The following is an 18,420-nucleotide window of genomic DNA, read 5'->3' as shown; positions in this document are numbered from 1 at the left end:
GGAGGCCCGGTCCAACGGGGCGGGGTTCGTCCGATGTCCCTCTTGCGCGATCGGACGACGGGATGACACTCTGCATCGCGAACAGCCTGTTCGCAACCCGAACATGCCGGTGATGTCCTGATCGCCACGAGTCGGCGGCGTCGGGGCCCCGACGTCATCAGCCGATGTCCTCGGTTGTCGTCTTCAGGGTCGAAGGAGACCTGCCATGTGCGAGAGCCCCTCGGCTCCGACCGGTGCGCCGGACCCCGCCTTCCGCACGCAGCGGAAGCGGGCGATCCTCTCCGCCTGGGCGGGCTTCGCCGTCGACTCGTACTCGATCTACATCGTGTCGACGGTGCTGTTGCCCGCGCTCGTCTACTTCCAGGGCGACATGTCCGCAGAGGCGAAGTCGATCTTCGCGGGCCTGACGCTCGCCGCGACCCTGCTCGGGCGCCCGCTCGGCGGCGTGATCTTCGGGCACTACGCGGACCGGCTGGGACGGCGGCGCATCGGGTCGATCACGATCTTCGGGTTCGGGGCGATCTCGCTGCTCATCGCCTGCCTCCCCGGCGCCGAGCTGATCGGCGCGATCCCCGCGATGTCGCTCCTTCTCGCGCTCCGGTTCGTGGAGGGCATCTTCCTGGGCGGGGAGTACACCGCTGCCACCCCGATGGCGCTGGAGTACGCCCCGCCGCACCGGCGGGGCCTGATCGGTGCGTTGATCCAGTGCTCCGCGAGCGGCGGCCCGCTGCTCGTGGCGGTCGCGATGGCGCTGACCCTGCTCGTGGCACCCACCGGCGGGCCGGACTCGCCCTACGTGCAGTGGGGCTGGCGCCTGCCGTTCGTCCTCGGCTTCGTCCTGTCCTTCCTGGTCGCGTGGTTCCTGCGGCGCAAGGTCGAGGAGTCGGAGATCCAGAAGGAGGCGGTCGCCGAGGCGGGGGACCGGGTGGGCTCGCCGCTGCGGCAGGTGCTCAAGGGCGCGTCCGGCCGCGCGTTCGTCCAGGCCTACGTGATCATGACCGGTGTCTTCTTCGTCGTGAACCTCACCGGCAGCGTGCTCAACCAGTTCCTGCTCGGCAACGAGGGGTTCACGGCGACCGACCTGGCCAACACCCAGCTCGTCGTCTCGCTCGCGATGGGCTCGTACATCTTCTTCGGGTGGCTCTCCGACCACATCGGCCGCAAGCGCGCGCTGTACATCGCCACCTCGCTCTCGCTGGCGCTCTACCCCGTGGTGATCTCGCTCGTGGGGTCCGGCACCGTCCGCGGCTGGCTCAACCTGACCCTGCTCGCGCTCGCGGCGCACGTCCTCACCGTGGCGCCGCTGGGTGTGCTGCCCGCCTACATCAACGAGCGTTTCGCGACCACCGTCCGGTCGACCGGATGGGGCGTGGCCTACAGCACGGCGGTGATCATCCCGTCGTTCTTCTCGTACTACATGATCTGGCTCAGCGCCCTCGTCCCGTTCGCCTGGACCGCGGGCGTCCTGGCCGCCTTCGGCGCCGTCCTCATCCTCGTCGCCACGGCGTTCGGTCCCGAGACGCGGGGCATCGACCTGCGCAAGGCCGGTGAGGACGCCGATCGCGAGGAGGCCGCCCACGAGGGGGCCGCACCGCGGCCGCTCGGTGCCGAGTCGTCCGTCGCGAGCAGTTCATGACCAGCGGCCCGGCGAGTGCGGAGGAGCACCAGATGACGTCCCGAACCCGGACCACCGTTCCCGCCTACGAGGAGCTGGCGCGGCGGGCCGACGCCCCGCCGGGGTCGTCGTGGGGGGTGTTCGGGCCGGGCGATCAGCTCGGCATGCTCAACTTCCTCACCCCGGAGCGCACCGCGGCCGCCGCCGCGCTCGTCCGCCGGGGCGCGACGTTCGACCTCGACTACCCGCTCAACACGTTCGTGCCCAGCCTCGCCGGCACCCGGCCGCCCACCGAGCACCACATCTTCGCCAACAACTCCAACCACCGCGACGACTGGGTGGACTCGTTCTACCTGCAGTCGACGTCGCAGGTGGACGGCCTGCGCCACATCCGCCACCCCCGCCACGGCTTCTACGGCGGGGTGCCGGACGACGCGATCCAGGTCGGAACGCCGGACCTGGGCATCCAGCTCCTGGCCGAGAAGGGCATCGCCGGGCGCGGGGTCCTGCTCGACGCGGTCCGCTACTACGAGTCCGCCGGCCGCCCGCTCGAGTTCGGGACGATCACCCGGATCACCCCGGCCGACCTGGACGCGATCGCCGAGTTCTGCGGCGTGACGCTGCGGCCCGGCGACATCGTGCTCCTGCACACCGGCTTCGCCGAGGGCTGGATCGCCCGCACGCCCGAGGAGCGCGCCGCGCGCGGCGGTGGCACCGGCCTGGACCAGTCCGACGAGATGCTCGCGTGGCTGTGGGACCACCAGGTCGCGCTGATGGCGTCCGACAACGGCGGCCTGGAGTCGTGGCCGGTCAACCCGGACTCCGGCTGGGTCGATCCGGACGAGCCGCCGCCCCCGCGCGGCCCGTCGCACAACGGCATGATGCACCGCCCGCTGATCGGGCTGCTCGGCATGATCATCGGTGAGCTGTGGAAGCTCGACGGGCTCGCCGCGGACTGCGCCGCCGACGGCGTCCACGAGTTCTTCCTCACCGTCAAGCCCTTGAACCTCGTCGGCGGCGTCGGGTCCCCGCCCAACGCCATCGCGATCAAGTGATCCAGAACGCACGTCGAAAGGGCAGTTCCTGATGACCCAGACAGTCAGCGGCCTGTGGGACGAGACGCTCGACGCGGACCGGTTCGTCCCGGACGCGGAGGTCGACGGGTTGCTCGTCGGCGCGGTCGATCTGCACACCCATCCCGGGCCGAGCCCGTTCCCGCGGCGGATGTCGATCCTGGATGCCGCGGTGGATGCGGCCTCGGTCGGGTTCCGGGCGTTGGTCGCGAAGTCCCACCACCACAGCATGCAGACCGACGTCCTCGCGTTGGGGCCGGTCGGGCTGGCCGAGACCGGGGTGCGGGTGTTCGGGGGTGTCGCGCTGAACCGCACGGTGGGCGGGCTCAACCCGTATGCGGTGGAGCTCGCGCTGGGGTTGGGTGGGCGGGTGGTGTGGTTCCCGACGATCTCCTCGACCGCGCATGTCGAGTTCCATCGCCACCACCATCACAGCGGCTTCCCGGTCGCGGGGATCCCGTTGCGGGACAACGAGCCGATCAGCGTGGTGGGCGGGGACGGTGCGCTGGTCGCGGAGGCGCGGGACATCCTGTCGGTCATCGCGGGGGAGTCGGCGATCCTCAATTGCGGGCACCTGCCGGCCGACGAGATCGACGTGCTGGTGCCTGCGGCGGTCGCGGCGGGTGTGGAGCGGATCGTCGTCAGCCACCCCGACTTCATCGTCGGTGCGGACCCGGAGCGGATCGGCGCCTGGTGCCGGCAGGGCGCCTACGTCGAGCACTGCCTGGCCATGGTGGTTGGGCGCAGCGCCACCGAGCCGCCAGTGGAGAAGGTCGCCGGTTTCCTCCGCGAGGCCGGCGTCGGGCACACCGTCTTCTCCTCCGACCTCGGCCAGAAGGGCAACCCGCTTCCGGTCACGGCGTACCGGCGGATGGTGCGCGCCCTGCTGGACGCGGGCACCGCGGAGGACGACATCCGGGCCATGGTCGGGGGCAACGCCGGGCAGCTGCTGCTGCCGTGAGCACCCGGCCCGGCCGGGGCGAGGCCTCGGGCGGCGCGCTGACATCCAGGCGGTGAGCGGGTCGGCCGTCGACGAGCGACCGGTCGGGCGTCCCGATCCGATCCTGCTCCTGCGTGCCTGCGGACCTTGACACGATCCGGGCGCTCGGGCAACGTCCATTCCCGTCCGCTCAGCGGACATGTGTCCATTCTCGAAGCGGGCAGCGTTGCCGGAAGGACCTGGACATGACCACGAGCGTCTCCGTCCCCAGCTATGGGGCGGACATCTACACCGACCAGGCGCTCCTCGAGCCCTACGAGCACTACCGCACCCTGCGCGAACTGGGGCCGGCCGTCTGGCTGGAGCAGCACGGGGCGTTCGCGGTGTCCCGCTACGCCGACGTCCGGGCCGTCCTGCTGGACAGCGACACCTTCCGGTCGGCCAACGGGATCGCGCTGAACGAGCCTGCGAACCAGGCGATCCTCGGCTGCACGCTCGCCAGCGACGGGGAGCTGCACGCGCACCTGCGCAAGGTCGTCGCCCACCGGCTGACGCCCCGGTCGCTGCGGCCCATGCGCGACCTCGTGACCGAGCGGGCCGACGAGCTCGTCTCCGAACTGGTGGCCCGCGGCTCGTTCGACGCCGTGGCCGACCTCGCCCGTGCACTGCCGCTGTCGATCGTGCCGGACTTCATCGGCTGGCCGCAGGAGGGGCGCGAGCACCTGCTCGAGTGGGCAGGGGCCAACTTCGACTCCTTCGGGCCCATGAACGCCCGTGCCGAGCGGGCGATGCCCAAGTGCGGCGAGATGGCCGCGTTCGGCGCGGAGCTCGTCCGCACCGGCAACGTGCTGCCCGGGAGCCTCGGCGCCGGCGTGCTCGAGGCCCGCGACCGCGGCGAGGTCACCACCGAGCAGTGCATGATGCTGATGCTCGACTACCTCGCACCCTCGCTCGACACCACGATCAGCGCTGTCGGGAGCGCGATCTGGCTGTTCGCGCAGCACCCCGAGCAGTGGGACCGTGTCCGGGCCGACCCGGGCCTCGTCCCGAACGCGGTCAACGAGGTCGTCCGGTACGAGTCCCCGATCCGGGCGTTCGGCCGGCTCGCCGAGACCGACACCGAGATCGGCGGCGTGGCGATCCCGGCGGGGTCCCGGGTTCTGGTGATCTACGCGTCGGCCAACCGGGACGAGCGCAAGTTCGAGCGCGCCGACGAGTTCGACGTCACCCGCCGCGACGCGGTGCAGCAGCTCGGGTTCGGCTTCGGCGAGCACGGCTGCGCCGGGCAGGCCCTCGCCCGCATGGAGACCGAGTCGCTGCTCACCGCGCTCGCCCGGTCCGTCACCCGGTTCCGCCTCGCCGGCCCGTCCGAGCGCGCCCTCAACAACCTGATCCGCGCGTTCGGGACGGTCCCGGTCACCGTGGAGACGGAGGCCTGAAGTGCGGATCGTGGTCGACTACGACCGGTGCGAGGGCCACGGCCTGTGCGAGGAGCAGGCGCCCGAGGTGTTCCGGCTGGACGACGCGGGGGACCTCGTCCACCGGTTCGACGGCCGAGACGTCCCGGAGGAGCTCGCCGAGGCCGCCGCACGCGGGGCCGGGGTCTGCCCCGTGGCCGCCCTCCGGGTCGCCGGGTGACCGCGGCGCCCAGAACCCCGGCGCCCAGAACCGCAGCACCCGCAGCCGCGGCACCCACAACTGCAGTACCCGAAGAGGAGCGAGCGATGACGACGACCAGGACCGTGCTGCACGGCGACCTCGTGGCCGCCGCCCGCGAGCTGCAACCCCTGCTGCGCGACAACGCCGCGGTGGGCGAGGCCGCGGGCCGGCTCACCGAGCCGGTCGTCGACGCCCTGCACGACGCGGGGCTGTTCGGCATGTGGGTGCCCGCACCGCTCGGGGGCGCCGAGCTCGACCCGGTGTCCTCACTGGAGGTCGTCCAGTCCCTCGCGGAGGCCGACCCGTCGGCCGCGTGGGTCCTCATGGCGGCGGCCCTGGCCACCGGCACCGGCGGGGCCTACCTGGGCGACGAGGCCGTGGCCGCGATGTTCACCGGCTCGCGCTTCCCCGTCGTCGCAGGCCAGGGCACCCGGCCCGGCCGCGCGGTGCGCGACGGCGACGGCTACCGGCTGTCGGGCTCCTGGTCATTCGCCTCCGGCATCAAGCACGCCCAGTGGATCCACACGCTCGGGATCGTGGAGGAGACGGGGGAGCCGCTCATCTTCGTGCTCCCCGTCGAGCAGGCCGAGCTCGTCGACAACTGGGACGTCATGGGCCTGCGGGCCACCGGCAGCATCGACTACACGATCGAGGACGTGCACGTCCCGGCGGCGTTCACCCACCCCGGGCCCACCGAGACCCCGCTGCGCGGCGGGGACCTGTTCCGGCTCGGCATCATGCACTTCGCGCTGGCCGGGCACTCCGGGTGGGCGCTGGGCGTCTCGCGCCGCATGCTCGACGACCTGGCGGCCCTGGTCCGCGCGAAGGCGGGCCGCCCCGGCACGATGGCCGACAACCCGCACTTCCAGGCGGTCTACGGCGAGGCCGAGGCCCGCTGGCACGCGGCCAGGGCGTTCGTCCACGAGACGTGGCGCGGCGCGAGCGGGACGATCCTCTCCGGCACGCCGCTCGACGTCCGGCAGAAGACGCTGCTGCGGCTGGCGTTGTACAACGCCACGTGGGCCGCCGAGGAGATCAGCGTCGCGGTCTACCGCGCAGGCGGCACCACCGCGCTGCGGGCCGGGACGATCCAGCAGTACTTCCGGGACATGCACGCGGGCACGCAGCACGTCACGTCCGCCCCCGGGGTGATCGAGGCCTGCGGACGCCACCTCGGAGGGCTCGCACCCGGACACGACTGGCTCTACATGAACCTGGTGCCGCCGAAGGGCTGAGTGGTGCTCGGCGCCGGCCGGATCCGCCGTACGTGCCCGGGAGTGGAGTCGCGGACATCGAGGCCCGGCAGTTCATCGGGAAGAGCCTGCTGCTGATCTGAGGCCGGCTGCCCTCAGCGGGCCGCAGGCTCCGGCGCCGTGAGGAACCCGATCACCTCGTCGGCCACGGCGTCCGGTCGCTCCTGGTAGAGCGCGTGCCCGCAGCGCGGGACGACGTGCAGCTCCGCGCCGCCGATCGCCGCCGCGTACGCGTCGCTGTGCGCGCGCGGGATGATCTCGTCGACCTCCGCGGCCAGCACGAGCGTCCGGGCCGTGATCGACGGCAGCCGCGCGGGCAGCTCGGGGTCGTGCAGGAACGGGTGGCGGGCGAAGCGCTCGAAGGCCGCGGCGTCGCGCGCGGCCTGCGCGGCCGCGTCGGGCGTCGGTGGCACGGCGAGCGCCGCGTCGGCGACGGCCCGGTCGAGGAACAGCGCCCGCACGATCGCCTCCGGCGCCATCGTGAACAGGTCGGCAGGTGGCGCGTCCGGGACGTGCAGGCCTGCGGGCGCCATCAGCACGAGGCGCTCGACCCGGTCCGGGACCGCCGAGGCCAGCTCCGCGGCGATCCAGCCCCCGAACGAGGCCCCGACGACGTCGACCCGCTCGATCCCCAGCGCGTCCAGCAGCCGCACGTAGTGCTGCGCGAGCTGCGGCACCGTGCGGATCTCGGGCAGCTCGTCGCTCCGCCCGAACCCGGGGTGATCGGGCGCCAGCACGTCGAAGTGCTCCGACAGCCGCTCCAGGTACGGGTTCCACGCCCCGGCCCCGCCCGCCGCGTGCAGGACCAGGACCGACCGCCCTGACCCGCGCCGGAACAAGTTGATCTCGCCCGAGCCCATGGCGGTCCTCGTCGGCTCCGGCCCGTCGGCGGGAACGCTCACGCCCACTCCTCCTCGAGTCTGTGCCGGACATCTGTCCGTCCCGGCCGACAGTGGTCGACTGCTCGGGTCGTGTCAATCCGCCGGGTACGAGGTCGGCCGGCAGATCGGCCGGATGACGGACGCCTGTCCGGCGCTACCGAGAAGCACTCCAGGGTTGTCAGGGGAACGCGGACGTGCTGCTCACGTCGATCTCTCGCTCGTGGTCGATCGCCGAGCGCAGTCATTGCGGGTTTCGTATGACGGTCGGGCAAATCGCGGGACACCGGCTTGACACCGCGGCGGATCGCGCAGGATTGTATGACCATCCGACACGATGGAGTGAGGGTGCGAGCCGCTGTACTTCCCGCGTTCGACGCGCCGCTTGCCGTCGAGGAGCTCGAGTTGCTGCCGCCCGGACCGCGGGACGTGGTCGTGCGCGCTCGGGCCGTCGAGGTGTGCGTCACCGACTCCTACGCCGTCCGCCCTGGCCCGTTGGCGCACCCGCCTGCGATCCTCGGCCACTCAGCGGCGGGGGTCGTGGAGGCCGTCGGATCCGCCGTCACGGCGGTCCGGCCGGGAGACCGGGTCGTGGTGGCCGGCACCCCGGCCTGCGGCGCGTGCTTCTGGTGCGATCGCGGCGAGGGCCACCAGTGCCGGGAGATCTTCGAGGGCGAGGTCCGGCACGTGGCCCGCCGGGAGGACGGCGCACCGGTCAGCGCGGCCGGCGGGGTCGGCACCTACGCGGAGCTGCTGCTGGTACGCGAGTTCGGGCTCGTGCGGGTCGACACCACCTTGCCCGACGAGCACCTGTGCCTGCTCAGCTGCGGGGCGGCGAGCGCGATGGGTGCGGTGTTCGGGATCGCCCGGGTCGGCCTCGGCCACAGCGTCGCCGTGTTCGGGGCCGGGCGGATCGGGAGCTGGCTCGTGCAGAGCGCCCGGCTGGCAGGCGCCGTGCGCGTCGTGGCCGTCGAGCCGCTCGCCGACCGCCGGGAGCGCGTGCGCGCGCTCGGCGCCACCGACGTGCTCGACCCCGCCGACGGCGACGTGGTCGAGCAGGTCCGCGACCTCACCGGCGGCCGCGGCGTCGACGCCGCGTTCGAGGCGGCCGGGGACGCGGCGGTGGTGGTCCAGGCATTCTCCGCCACCCGCCGCGGCGGCGTGCTCGTGCCGCTGGGCATGACCGACTGGGCGGCCACCGTCGACCTGCCCGCCAACGCCCTCGCCATGCGCGGGCGCGAGATCCGCAGCTGCCAGTACGGCAACGTCGACATCCGCCACGACCTCCCGCGCTTCGCCCGCGTGCTGGAAGCGGGCCTGCTCGACCCGGCCGCCGTCGTCGACCGCACGTACCCGCTCGCCGAGGCCGGGAAGGCGCTGGCCGCCGCGGCGGACCGCGAGCTGCTCACCGCCGTCCTGCTGCCCACCACCTGACCGACACCCGGGGGAGTCATGACCACGACCGTCACCGCGGCGTCGCGTGCCGGCGCGCAGCCGGAACCGACGCCCGCCCAGCTCGTCGAGGCGGTGATCGACCTGCGCCCGCAGCTGGTGGCGGCGCAGGCCGAGACCGAGGAGCGCACCTACTACTCCGAGCAGCTCCACGAGGCGTTCGTCGCCGCACGCCTCTACCGGGTGCTGCAGCCGCGCCGCTACGGCGGGCTCGAGTTCGACTTCCCCACCTTCGCCCGCCTGCAGATCGAGATGGCGCGCGGCTGCGTGTCCACGGCGTGGTGCTGGGCGCTGTCGACGAGCCACGCCCTGCAGATCGGCTCCTACTTCCCGGAGGCGGCGCAGGATCGGATCTTCGGCGACGGCGACTTCCGCTGTGCGTCGGTGGCGGCGCCGGATGCGAGGGCGCAGCGGGTCGACGGCGGCTGGCGGCTCGACGGCACCGTCCGCTACTGCTCGGGCATCCCGTACTCCACGCACTTCATGGGCCAGGCGCTGCCCGCCGACCTGCCGCCGCAGGAAGCCGCGCAGCACCTGATGCTCTACGTCGCGCCGCGCAGCGAGTGGACGATGCTGGACGACTGGGGCGACACGCTGGGCCTGCGCGGCAGCGGCTCGCACAGCATCCGGCTGGACGACGCGCGGATCCCCGTGGACTTCGCGCTCACCGACGTCAACATGGTGAACGTCGACGTCAGCGGCGGCACCCCCGGTCTCGCGCTGCACGGCAACCCGATGTACGTCGGGCGCGCCCTGGCGCCGTTCACGATCTCGCTGGCCGCGCTGGCCGTCGGGGCCGGCTACAACGCGCTCGACGAGTTCGAGCACCAGATGCGGACCCGCAAGACGAGCATCCCACCGATGGTGCCGCGCCTGGGCGACCCCGAGCACCAGCGCTGGTACGGCACCGCCCTGGGCAAGCTGGCGACGGCCGAGGCGCTGGCGATCCGCTGCGCCGAGGAGCACGTGGAGGTGTGCGAGCGCACGGCAGCGGGCGGGCCGCCCTACAGCGAGGAGGAGGAACAGCGCATCGGCGTCATCGCGCGTGAGGCGATGGTGCAGGTGTGGGAGGCGGTGGACGAGAGCCTGGTCCGCAACGTCGGGTCCAGCGCGTTCAAGGCGGGGCAGCGCTTCGAGCGGGTGTGGCGCGACCTCACGATGATCGCGAGCCACCGCAACACCGGGTTCCGCGAGACGACGTTCCGCAAGCTCGCGCAGCTGCACCTCGGCCTGCCCGTCACCGACGGGGCCAGGTGAACGAGCTCGTCACCTCCCGCCGCGGGTTCTTCTGGGTCGGGACGGAGCGCGTGGCGCACGCGGCCGGCACGGTGCCGCGCGGGCCCATGTTCGTGGCGTGGGAGGAGCCCGAGCACGTCACCGCACCCCACCCGCTGGTGCTGGTGCACGGCGGCGGCGGGCAGGGCACCGACTGGATGGGCACGCCGGACGGGCGGCCCGGCTGGTCGAGCATGCTGGTGCGTGGCGGGCACCGGGTGTACGTGGTGGACCGGCCAGGGCATGGGCGCTCCCCGCACCATCCCGACGTGCTCGGACCGATGGGTCCGCCGTTCTCCTACGAGCGCGCGCTGGAGCTGTTCGCGCCACCGGCGGCCGCGGATCGGCACACCCGGTGGCCCGGGTCGCGGGACCTCGCCGACCCGCTGTTCGACCAGGTCGCCGCCCCGACCGGACCGATGCTCGCCGACCTCGCCGCGAGCCAGCGGCTGGACGCCGACCGGCTCGTCAGGCTGCTGGAGCGCATCGGGCCCGCGGTGCTCGTCACGCACTCCGCGGGCGCGCCGGGCGGGTGGCTCGCCGCGGACGCGCGGCCGGACCTGGTGGTCGCGCTGCTCGCGCTGGAGCCGATGGGCCCGCCGTTCCTGACGCTCCCGGACGGGACGGTGCTGCTGCCCTGGGGGCTGACCGCCGCCCCACCGGCGTTCGACCCGCCCGCCGACGACCCCACCGCGTTCGCACCGGGGGAGCGGCGGCTGCCCGGCCTCGCGCGGGTGCCGATCGGGGTGTTCTCCGCGGAGGCGTCGGCGTTCGACGCGTTCGCAGGCGAGGTCGCCGCCTTCCTCCGCGCCGCCGGTTGTCGGGTCGAGCACGTGCGCCTGGCCGACCACGGCGTGCGCGGCAACGGCCACGCGGTGATGTTCGAGCGCAACTCCGCTGAGGCGCTCGCCGTGCTCACCGGCTGGCTCGACGGCGTCGTGAACCGGTCCACCTCGACAACCCCTCGATGACCCCTCAATGACGAGGAGCCTCGCATGAGCAGCACCGAACCGCCCTCTCGCACCGTCTCCACCTGGCGGGTGGCGTCCGCGAGCTTCGCGGGCACCACGGTCGAGTACTACGACTTCGCGATCTACGGCACGGCGGCCGCGCTGGTGTTCCCGCGGCTGTTCTTCCCGGCGGCCGACCCGTTCGTCGGCAGCCTGGCGGCCTTCGGCACGTTCGCGGCGGGCTTCCTCGCGCGCCCGGTCGGCGGGCTCGTGTTCGGGCACTTCGGCGACCGCATCGGCCGCAAGCGGATGCTGGTGACCACGCTCGTGCTGATGGGCGTGGCGACCACGCTGATCGGCCTGCTGCCCGGCTACGCGAGCGCAGGCGCGATCGCCCCCGTGCTGCTGGTCCTGTTGCGGCTGGTGCAGGGCTTCGCGTTCGGCGGCGAGTGGGGCGGCGCGGTCCTGCTCGCGTACGAGTACGCCCCACCGCACCGGCGCGGGTTCTTCGCGAGCCTGCCGCAGACGGGCCCGGCCGCAGGCGTGTTGCTGGGCAACCTGGTCTTCCTGCCGGTCGCGGCGCTGCCCGACGAGGCGCTGCTGTCGTGGGGCTGGCGGGTGCCGTTCCTGGTGAGCATCGTGCTGGTCGGCATCGGGATCGTGGTGCGGCTGCGGATCGCGGAGTCGCCGGAGTTCGTCGCGGTGCAGCGCGCGGGCGCCGCGGCCAAGGTGCCGCTGTGGGAGGTCCTGCGCCACTACCCGCGGCAGGTGCTGCTGGTGTGCGGCGGCTTCCTCGGGTTCGGCGCCCTGTCGATCGTGGCCGCCACGTTCCTGCTCGGCCACGCGACGACCACGCTGGGCGTCGACCGTTCGTCGGTGATCACGGCGATCCTGCTGGGCAACGTCGTGCAGCTGGTCGTGGTGCCGCTCTCGGGGGCGATGGCGGACCGCTTCGGGCCGCGGCCGGTGGTGCTCACCGGATCGGTCACGGCGATCGCCGCCATCTTCCTCCTGGTCGCGGCCGTCGAGACCACGAACGTGGGGATGATCGTCGCCGGGTACGTGCTCGGGTTCGGGCTGCTCTACTGCATCGGCTACGGCGCCCAGCCCGCGATCTACGCGGGCGCGTTCGACGCCCGGGTCCGCTACACCGGGATGTCGCTGGGCTTCCAGCTCAGCAACGTGCTCGGCAGCGCGCTCGGGCCCGGCATCGCGACCATCGTCCTGCAGGTCACCGGGCAACCGCTCATGGTCGCCGGCTACGTCGCCGCGATGTTGCTGATCTCGATGGCCTGCCTCGCCGTGCTCACGAGTCCGGCCCGTTCCGTCGCGCCCGTCCCGGCGCTGCCCGCGGACCAGACCGCCTGACGAGAGGAACCGCATGACGCAGACCCGGCCCGCCCGCACGGCCGCCCTCGCCCCGCCCGAGCCGGACCTCACACCGGAGGCGATGATCGCGCGCGCCGTCGCGATGCGCGACGAGCTGATCGCCGAGGCACCGGCGGGGGAGGAGCGCGGCGGGTACTCCGAGCGGTTGCACGAGCGGTTCACCGAGGCCGGCTTCTACCGGGTGCTGCAGCCGCGCCGCTACGGCGGCTACGAGTTCGGGCTCGACACGTTCTTCCGGCTGATCACCGAGCTCTCGCACGGCGACCCGGCCACCGGCTGGTCGGTGTGCCTGGCATCGGACCACATCTTCCACATCGCGTCCTTCTTCTCAGAGCAGGCCCAGGAGGAGCTGTTCGGCCCCGACGGGCACTTCTGCGCGCCGCACCGCGCGGCCCCGAGCGGCACGGCAGAACGCGTGCCGGGCGGGTACCGCGTCACCGGCACCTGGGACTACTGCTCGGGCATCACCCACGCCAGCCACTTCATCGCCACCGCGATGGGCCCGGTCCCCGGCGGCGACGGACCGCTGGTGCCGCTGGCCTGCGTGCTGCCGCGCGCCGACTGCACGGTGCTCGACGACTGGGGCGGCGGCGCCACGCTGGGCCTGCAGGGCACCGGCTCGAACTCGGTGCGCGTCGACGGCACGTTCGTGCCAGAGCACCTCGCCGAGCCCTACGACTGGAAGGGCTTCGAGCTGCCCCCCGGTGGGACCCCCGGCTACCGGCTGCACCGCAACCCGCTCTACCTCGGTCGATCGCTCACCATCTACTACGGCGGGCTCGCCGCGCCCGTGGTCGGCGCAGCGTTCGCGGCGCTCGACGAGTACGAGCAGATCCTGCGCACCCGCCCGACGACCGTGCCGCCCAAGGTCCTGCGCTGCGAGTCACCGGACTACCAGCGCTGGTTCGGGGAGGCGCAGAGCCTGGCCGACTCGGCACTCGCGGTGCTCGTCGCCGCGGGCGCGGACTACACGGCCGCGGGCCGGGAGTGGGAGCGGACGGGCTCGTTCGGCGTGGTCGAGGACGTGCGGTCCCGGGGCATGGCCCAGCAGGCGGCGCGGCTCGGCGCGGAGGCGGTCGACCGGCTCTTCGCCACCGGCGGGACGTCCGCGGCCAAGCGCGGCTCGCGGCTGCAGCGCTGCTTCCGCGACGTCGCCATGTACCGCACGCACATCGGCGCGCAGGCCGACCTGCACTTCGCCGCGAACGCGCGGGTCCACTTCGGCATCCCCACGCCGCTGTAGCGCGGCGCAATGTATGACGAGCATCCAGTAAGGTGACGCCGTGGACGATCCCACCCCCGAGCTGCCGTCCCTGGCGTCCCAGATCGGCCGGGTCGCCGCGCCCCTGCGCACCCAGGTGCTCGACGTGCTGCGCGAGGCGATCCTCACCATGCGCTTCGCGCCCGGCCAGCGGCTCGTCGAGCGCGAGCTCATCGACATGACGGGGGTCTCGCGCACCACCATCCGCGAGGTACTGCGCGAGCTCGCCGCCGAGGGGCTGGTGCGCACGATCCCGCAGAAGGGCGCGGTCGTCGTCGCGCTCTCGCCGGAGGAGGCCGAGGAGCTCTACGAGCTGCGCGAGGTGCTCGAGCGGCACCTCGTCGAGCGGTTCGTCGAGCGGGCGCCCGACGCGCAGCTGGTGGCGCTGCGCCGGGCCTTCACCCGGCTCGAGGACGTCGTCGAGGAGGGCGGCGGCACCCTGGACGTCCTGCGTGGGAAGGACGCGCTCTACGACGTGCTGCTCGCCGGGGCGGGCAACTCCGCCCTGCGCACGTCGCTCTTCCAGCTGCACGCGCGGGTGAGCCTGCTGCGGGCCGGATCGCTGTCGTCGGACGCGGGCCGCCCTGCCGAGTCCGTGCGCGAGCTGCGCGCGCTGGTGGAGGCCGTGGAGGCACGTGACGCCCGCGGGGCGGGCGCGGCGATGGTCGCCCACATCCGCGCCGCCGCCCGCCTGGGCATCGCGGCGATGCGCGCGTCCGGCGACGTGCCGGCACCCGCCCACTGACGGGCTTTGACTGATTGTATGACGGGCGTACATTGCCCTCGTTCGCTCGGCGCTGAGGAGGACAGATGGCACACGTCAACGGCAGCCACCACGTCACGCTGTCGGTGGGACCGGCCCAGGAGGACGTGGACTTCCACGTCGACACGCTCGGCATGCGGTTCATCAAGCGCACCGTGCTCTTCGACGGCTCGCTGCCGATCTACCACCTCTACTACAGCAACGCGAACGGCGACCCGAGCGCCGTCGTCACCACCTTCCCGTTCCGGCAGGCCGGGCTGCGCGGCAGGCGGGGCACCAACCAGGCCCGCGAGGTGCACCTCGCGGTGCCGTCCGGCTCGCTCGACTACTGGCAGCAGCGCCTGACCTCCCGCGGGGTGGAGGTCGAGAGCGCCGACGTGCTCGACCGGCGGCGGCTGCTGTTCCACCACCCCTGCGGGATCGAGTACGCGATGGTCGGGGTGGACGACGACCCCCGCGAGGGCTACACCGGCGGCGGGGTGCCGGCCGAGTACGCCATCCACGGCATCCACGGCGTCGGCGTGCACGTGGCGAACCCGGAGAACATGGTCGAGTTCCTCAGCGACTCCTTCTACGGCAAGGGGCTCGTCGAGGAGGGCGACCGGGTCGTGCACCAGGTGGGGCGCCCCGGCGAGGGCGGACAGGTGGAGCTCGTCGTCAACCGCACCGACGACCCGGGCACCTGGCGCTACGGCGAGGGCACCATCCACCACTTCGCCTGGAACGCCGAGACCCTCGAGAACCAGGACGCGCTCAAGTTCGAGATCGAGGGCGTCGGCTACACCGACATCTCCGAGCTCAAGGACCGCAAGTACTTCAAGTCCGTGTACGTGCGCACCCCCGGCGGTGCGCTGTTCGAGCTGGCCGTCACCCACGCCGAGGGCGGCTGGACCTGCGACGAGTCGCCGAAGGAGCTCGGCAGCGCCTTCCAGCTGCCCGAGCAGTTCGAGGACCGGCGCACCGAGCTGCTCGACCAGCTGGAGCCGATCCGCGTGTCGGGCGAGGGCTGACGCGCCGGCCGGGACTCAGGAGGCCCTGGCGGCGGTTCTCAGCTGCCGGGGCCGGGCGGCGTGGTCCTGCACCACCCGCACGGCAGCGGCCAGGTCGGCGCGCTCCAGGGCCTCCACGAGCCTGCGGTGGTCCTCGACCAGCACTGGGTGGGCGCGGGTGGCCGCGTCCATCGCGCGCGGCTCGAGCCGGTGCACCTCCAGGGCGCGGTGCAGCTGCAGGAGGGCGGGCGAGCCGGCCAGCCCGACCACGTGCTCGTGGAACACCCGGTTGGCGCGCAACCAGCCCGCCACGTCGGTGAACCGGTCGCCGTCGACGAACGCGGCGGCGGCGGCCGCCAGCGAGCGCAGCTCGGCCAGTTGTGCAGGCGTGATCCGGCCGACCGCCTGGGCCACCGCGCCGACCTCGATCGCCGCCCGGGCGCGGTACGCGTCGTGCAGTGCGTCGAGGTCGACCGGTTCGGCGGCGCGCGGCAGCGGCAGCATCCGGGCGAACGAGCCGCGGAAGTAGGCCAGCGGAGGACCGGCACGCCCGCCTGCGCGCTCGACGACCCCGAGGAACACCAGGTGCGTCCCGCCGGTCACGACGCTCTCCAGCCGGCAGACGAGGTGCGCGATCGCCTCGTCGAGCAGCGGCGGGCCGAGCGGGTCCGGCGTGACCGCGACGCCGGCGAACTTGTCCGGGCCCTTCGCGGCGAAGCGGGCGGCGAGCGCGTCCTGGTCCTCGCCGAGGACGTTGACCGCGAACGTCCCCGACGCGCGCACCGCTTGCGCGGTGGCGGACGCCCGGTTCAGGCACACCAGGACCATCGGCGGCGCGTCGGACAGGGACGTGAACGCGCTCGCCGTCCCGCCGCGCGGGACGCCGTCGTGGCGGGTGGTGACGACCGTGACGCCGCTGGCGAAGCGTCCGACCACCTCGCGGAACCGGGCGGACGTGAGGGGCGCGGGCTCGGGCACGTCCACGAATGTATGACAATCTCGAGCGGCTCGACCAGGCTTGAGTGCTTTGAATTATCGTCATACGATCCGCGTCGTGGTGGAGCCGGTGGTGGCACGCGTCGAGCGCTGGGGTGACCCTCCTGCCGAGGCCGGTCTCGCGGTGCTCGCCGTGCACGGCCGCGGCCAGGAGCCGGTCTACCTGTGGGAGGTTGCGCAGCGGGTCGCTGCGGGGGGCACCGCCTGGTACGCGCCTGCCGCGCCGGGGCGCACCTGGTACCCGCAGCGGTTCACCGAGCCGCTGGAGGCCAACGAGCCTGACCTGTCGGCGGCCCTGGGCGCCGTCGACGCCGTGCTGGACACCCTCGCCCGCGACGGGTTCGGGGTGGAACGGGTGGTGTTGCTCGGGTTCTCCCAGGGCGCCTGCCTGCTCGCCGAGCACCTGCTGCGCCACCCGCGCCGCTACGCGGGGGCGGCACTGCTCACCGGCGGGTTCGCCGGCCCGCCCGGGTCCACCCGCACGGTGGCCGGCGACCTCGCCGGCACCCCGGTGCTGCTCGCCACCAGCTCGCGGGACGCGTGGGTGCCCGTCGAGCGGGTCCGGGAGACGGCCGCGCTGCTCGGCGGCGCCGGCGCCGAGATCACCCTCCGCATCGACGACGACCCCGAGCACCACGTCAACGACGACACGGTCGCCGCCGTGCGGGCCTTGCTCGCCCGGGCGCTCGGCGCGAGCCAGAGCGCGTGCTGACCGACGTCCGCGACGGCGACGCGACCGTGTCCCGAGCGAGCCGGACCGCGACCCGGAGGGGCCCGTGGCCGACGCGGAGGCGACGGCGCGGCTGCGCGCCGGGCGCCGTGAGGAGGGGGCGATGAGGGCAGCGGTGATGACCGGGCCGGGCCGGCTCGACGTGCAGGAGGTGGAGCTGCTCCCGCTCGCCCCGGGCCGGATCCGCGTGCGGACCGGCGCGACCCCGTTCTGCGCGACCGACGTGATGAACGCCGACGGGGTGTTCGGCAAGGAGCCCCCGACGATCCTCGGGCACGCCTCGATGGGCGTCGTCGAGGAGCTGGGTCCGGACGTCATGGGGGTCCGGGTCGGCGACCGCGTGGTCGTGCACGGCACGGCCGAGTGCGGCCGGTGCTTCTACTGCGCGCGCGGCCGCACCGACCAGTGCTCGGTGATCTTCGACCGGCCGGACGGCCCGCCGCCGGTGGCGCGGCTCGCCGACGGGTCGATCGCGACGGCGGCGGGCAACGTCGGCGGCTACGCCGAGGTGATGTCGGTGGACGCCCGCCAGGTGGTCGCACTCGACTCGAGGCTGTCGGACGTCGAGCTGGGGTTGCTCGGCTGCGGGGTCACCACCGGGCTCGGCTCGGTGTTCAACGTGGCGGCCGTGGTGCCGGGCTCGGACGTGGCCGTGGTGGGGTGCGGCCAGCTGGGGCTCTGGATGATCCAGGGTGCGCGGCTGGCCGGGGCCGGGCAGATCATCGCGCTCGACCCGGACGCCGGCCGCCGGGACCGGGCGGTGAAGGCCGGCGCGACCGCCGTCCTCGACCCGGACGAGGCCGACCCGGTCGAGCAGGTGCGCGCCCTCACCGGCGGGTACGGCGTGACCTACGCGCTGGAGGCGGCCGGGCCCGCGCTCGCGCAGCGGCAGGCGGTGCTCATGACGCACCGGGGCGGCACGACGGTGCTCACCGGGTGCGAGCCGCTCGGCGCGAAGCTGTCGTTGCCGCAGGTGCCGGTCGCGCTGCACGGGCGGACCGTGGTGAGCAGCCAGAACGGCCGGGTGCGGATGCACCACGACATCCCCCGCTACGTGCGGATGCTCGAGGACGGGCGGCTCGACGCCTCGCTCGTGGTCAGCGCCGAGTTCGCGCTGGACCGGGTGGAGGATGCGATGGAGGCGGCGCGCACGCACCGGACCGTGATCGGCGTGATCGTGCCGCGGTGATCGCGGTG

At 73.5% G+C, this 18,420-nt stretch carries 17 protein-coding genes; 15 read left to right on the top strand and 2 right to left on the bottom strand.

Annotated features, from left to right (window positions below; genetic code table 11):
* Positions 1 to 205 precede the first annotated feature (205 nt).
* The 6 genes from FHX44_RS39725 (at position 206) to FHX44_RS39700 (ending at position 6,522) form a co-directional block, all read left to right on the top strand.
* Complete coding sequence (locus FHX44_RS39725; RefSeq protein ID WP_147260472.1) at positions 206 to 1,636, top strand: MFS transporter; 1,431 nt, start codon at positions 206 to 208, stop codon at positions 1,634 to 1,636.
* A 32-nt stretch (positions 1,637 to 1,668) separates the two neighbouring features.
* A complete protein-coding gene (locus FHX44_RS39720) occupies positions 1,669 to 2,670 on the top strand; it encodes a cyclase family protein (RefSeq protein ID WP_170309231.1) in 1,002 nt (333 codons plus the stop codon).
* 31 nt (positions 2,671 to 2,701) lie between these two features.
* The gene (locus FHX44_RS39715) at positions 2,702 to 3,649 is read left to right on the top strand and encodes a DUF6282 family protein (RefSeq protein WP_147260470.1); all 948 of its coding nucleotides are present in this window, start codon (positions 2,702 to 2,704) and stop codon (positions 3,647 to 3,649) included.
* Between the two features lie 224 nt (positions 3,650 to 3,873).
* The gene (locus FHX44_RS39710) at positions 3,874 to 5,067 is read left to right on the top strand and encodes a cytochrome P450 (protein ID WP_147260469.1); all 1,194 of its coding nucleotides are present in this window, start codon (positions 3,874 to 3,876) and stop codon (positions 5,065 to 5,067) included.
* A gap of 1 nt (position 5,068) precedes the next feature.
* Positions 5,069 to 5,266, top strand: coding sequence for a ferredoxin (locus FHX44_RS39705; RefSeq protein ID WP_147260468.1), 198 nt, complete (start codon positions 5,069 to 5,071; stop codon positions 5,264 to 5,266).
* A gap of 86 nt (positions 5,267 to 5,352) precedes the next feature.
* The gene (locus FHX44_RS39700) at positions 5,353 to 6,522 is read left to right on the top strand and encodes an acyl-CoA dehydrogenase family protein (protein WP_147260467.1); all 1,170 of its coding nucleotides are present in this window, start codon (positions 5,353 to 5,355) and stop codon (positions 6,520 to 6,522) included.
* A 113-nt stretch (positions 6,523 to 6,635) separates the two neighbouring features.
* On the opposite strand, the gene FHX44_RS39695 is transcribed toward FHX44_RS39700, so the two are convergent.
* Positions 6,636 to 7,442 (bottom strand): alpha/beta fold hydrolase, encoded by an 807-nt coding sequence (locus tag FHX44_RS39695; RefSeq protein WP_147260466.1) that lies wholly within the window; start codon positions 7,440 to 7,442, stop codon positions 6,636 to 6,638.
* Positions 7,443 to 7,766: 324 nt separating this feature from the next.
* Between FHX44_RS39695 and FHX44_RS39690 the strand changes: the two genes are divergently transcribed.
* The 7 genes from FHX44_RS39690 (at position 7,767) to FHX44_RS39660 (ending at position 15,518) form a co-directional block, all read left to right on the top strand.
* Positions 7,767 to 8,852, top strand: a complete 1,086-nt coding sequence (locus FHX44_RS39690) for a zinc-binding dehydrogenase (protein ID WP_170309230.1) — start codon at positions 7,767 to 7,769, stop codon at positions 8,850 to 8,852.
* Positions 8,853 to 8,870: 18 nt separating this feature from the next.
* Positions 8,871 to 10,127 carry an acyl-CoA dehydrogenase family protein gene (locus FHX44_RS39685; protein WP_147260464.1) on the top strand — a complete coding sequence of 419 codons (1,257 nt, stop codon included), beginning with the start codon at positions 8,871 to 8,873 and terminating at the stop codon, positions 10,125 to 10,127.
* A complete protein-coding gene (locus FHX44_RS39680) occupies positions 10,124 to 11,116 on the top strand; it encodes an alpha/beta hydrolase (RefSeq protein WP_147260463.1) in 993 nt (330 codons plus the stop codon). The genes FHX44_RS39685 and FHX44_RS39680 overlap by 4 nt, the downstream gene beginning before the upstream one ends.
* 24 nt (positions 11,117 to 11,140) lie before the next feature.
* On the top strand, positions 11,141 to 12,463 hold the full coding sequence (locus FHX44_RS39675; RefSeq protein WP_147260462.1) for an MFS transporter: 1,323 nt from the start codon (positions 11,141 to 11,143) through the stop codon (positions 12,461 to 12,463).
* Positions 12,464 to 12,476: 13 nt separating this feature from the next.
* The gene (locus FHX44_RS39670; RefSeq protein WP_147260461.1) at positions 12,477 to 13,727 is read left to right on the top strand and encodes an acyl-CoA dehydrogenase family protein; all 1,251 of its coding nucleotides are present in this window, start codon (positions 12,477 to 12,479) and stop codon (positions 13,725 to 13,727) included.
* A 40-nt stretch (positions 13,728 to 13,767) separates the two neighbouring features.
* Entirely contained in the window at positions 13,768 to 14,490 is a 723-nt protein-coding gene (locus FHX44_RS39665; protein ID WP_212612865.1) for a GntR family transcriptional regulator, read from the top strand.
* A gap of 65 nt (positions 14,491 to 14,555) precedes the next feature.
* Positions 14,556 to 15,518 (top strand): VOC family protein, encoded by a 963-nt coding sequence (locus FHX44_RS39660; protein ID WP_147260460.1) that lies wholly within the window; start codon positions 14,556 to 14,558, stop codon positions 15,516 to 15,518.
* A 15-nt stretch (positions 15,519 to 15,533) separates the two neighbouring features.
* On the opposite strand, the gene FHX44_RS39655 is transcribed toward FHX44_RS39660, so the two are convergent.
* Complete coding sequence (locus FHX44_RS39655; protein WP_212612864.1) at positions 15,534 to 16,475, bottom strand: flavin reductase; 942 nt, start codon at positions 16,473 to 16,475, stop codon at positions 15,534 to 15,536.
* Between the two features lie 76 nt (positions 16,476 to 16,551).
* On the opposite strand from FHX44_RS39655, the gene FHX44_RS39650 reads away from it, so the two are divergent.
* Both FHX44_RS39650 and FHX44_RS39645 read left to right on the top strand, forming a co-directional pair.
* The gene (locus FHX44_RS39650; protein WP_212612863.1) at positions 16,552 to 17,205 is read left to right on the top strand and encodes an alpha/beta hydrolase; all 654 of its coding nucleotides are present in this window, start codon (positions 16,552 to 16,554) and stop codon (positions 17,203 to 17,205) included.
* Positions 17,206 to 17,269: 64 nt separating this feature from the next.
* Positions 17,270 to 18,412, top strand: coding sequence for a zinc-binding dehydrogenase (locus FHX44_RS39645; RefSeq protein WP_212612862.1), 1,143 nt, complete (start codon positions 17,270 to 17,272; stop codon positions 18,410 to 18,412).
* The last annotated feature ends 8 nt before the right edge of the window (positions 18,413 to 18,420 follow it).

Origin of the sequence: Pseudonocardia hierapolitana, assembly GCF_007994075.1 — a bacterium.
In the GTDB taxonomy this organism is placed as follows: domain Bacteria; phylum Actinomycetota; class Actinomycetes; order Mycobacteriales; family Pseudonocardiaceae; genus Pseudonocardia; species Pseudonocardia hierapolitana.
This window is presented reverse-complemented; position numbering and strand designations above follow the sequence as displayed.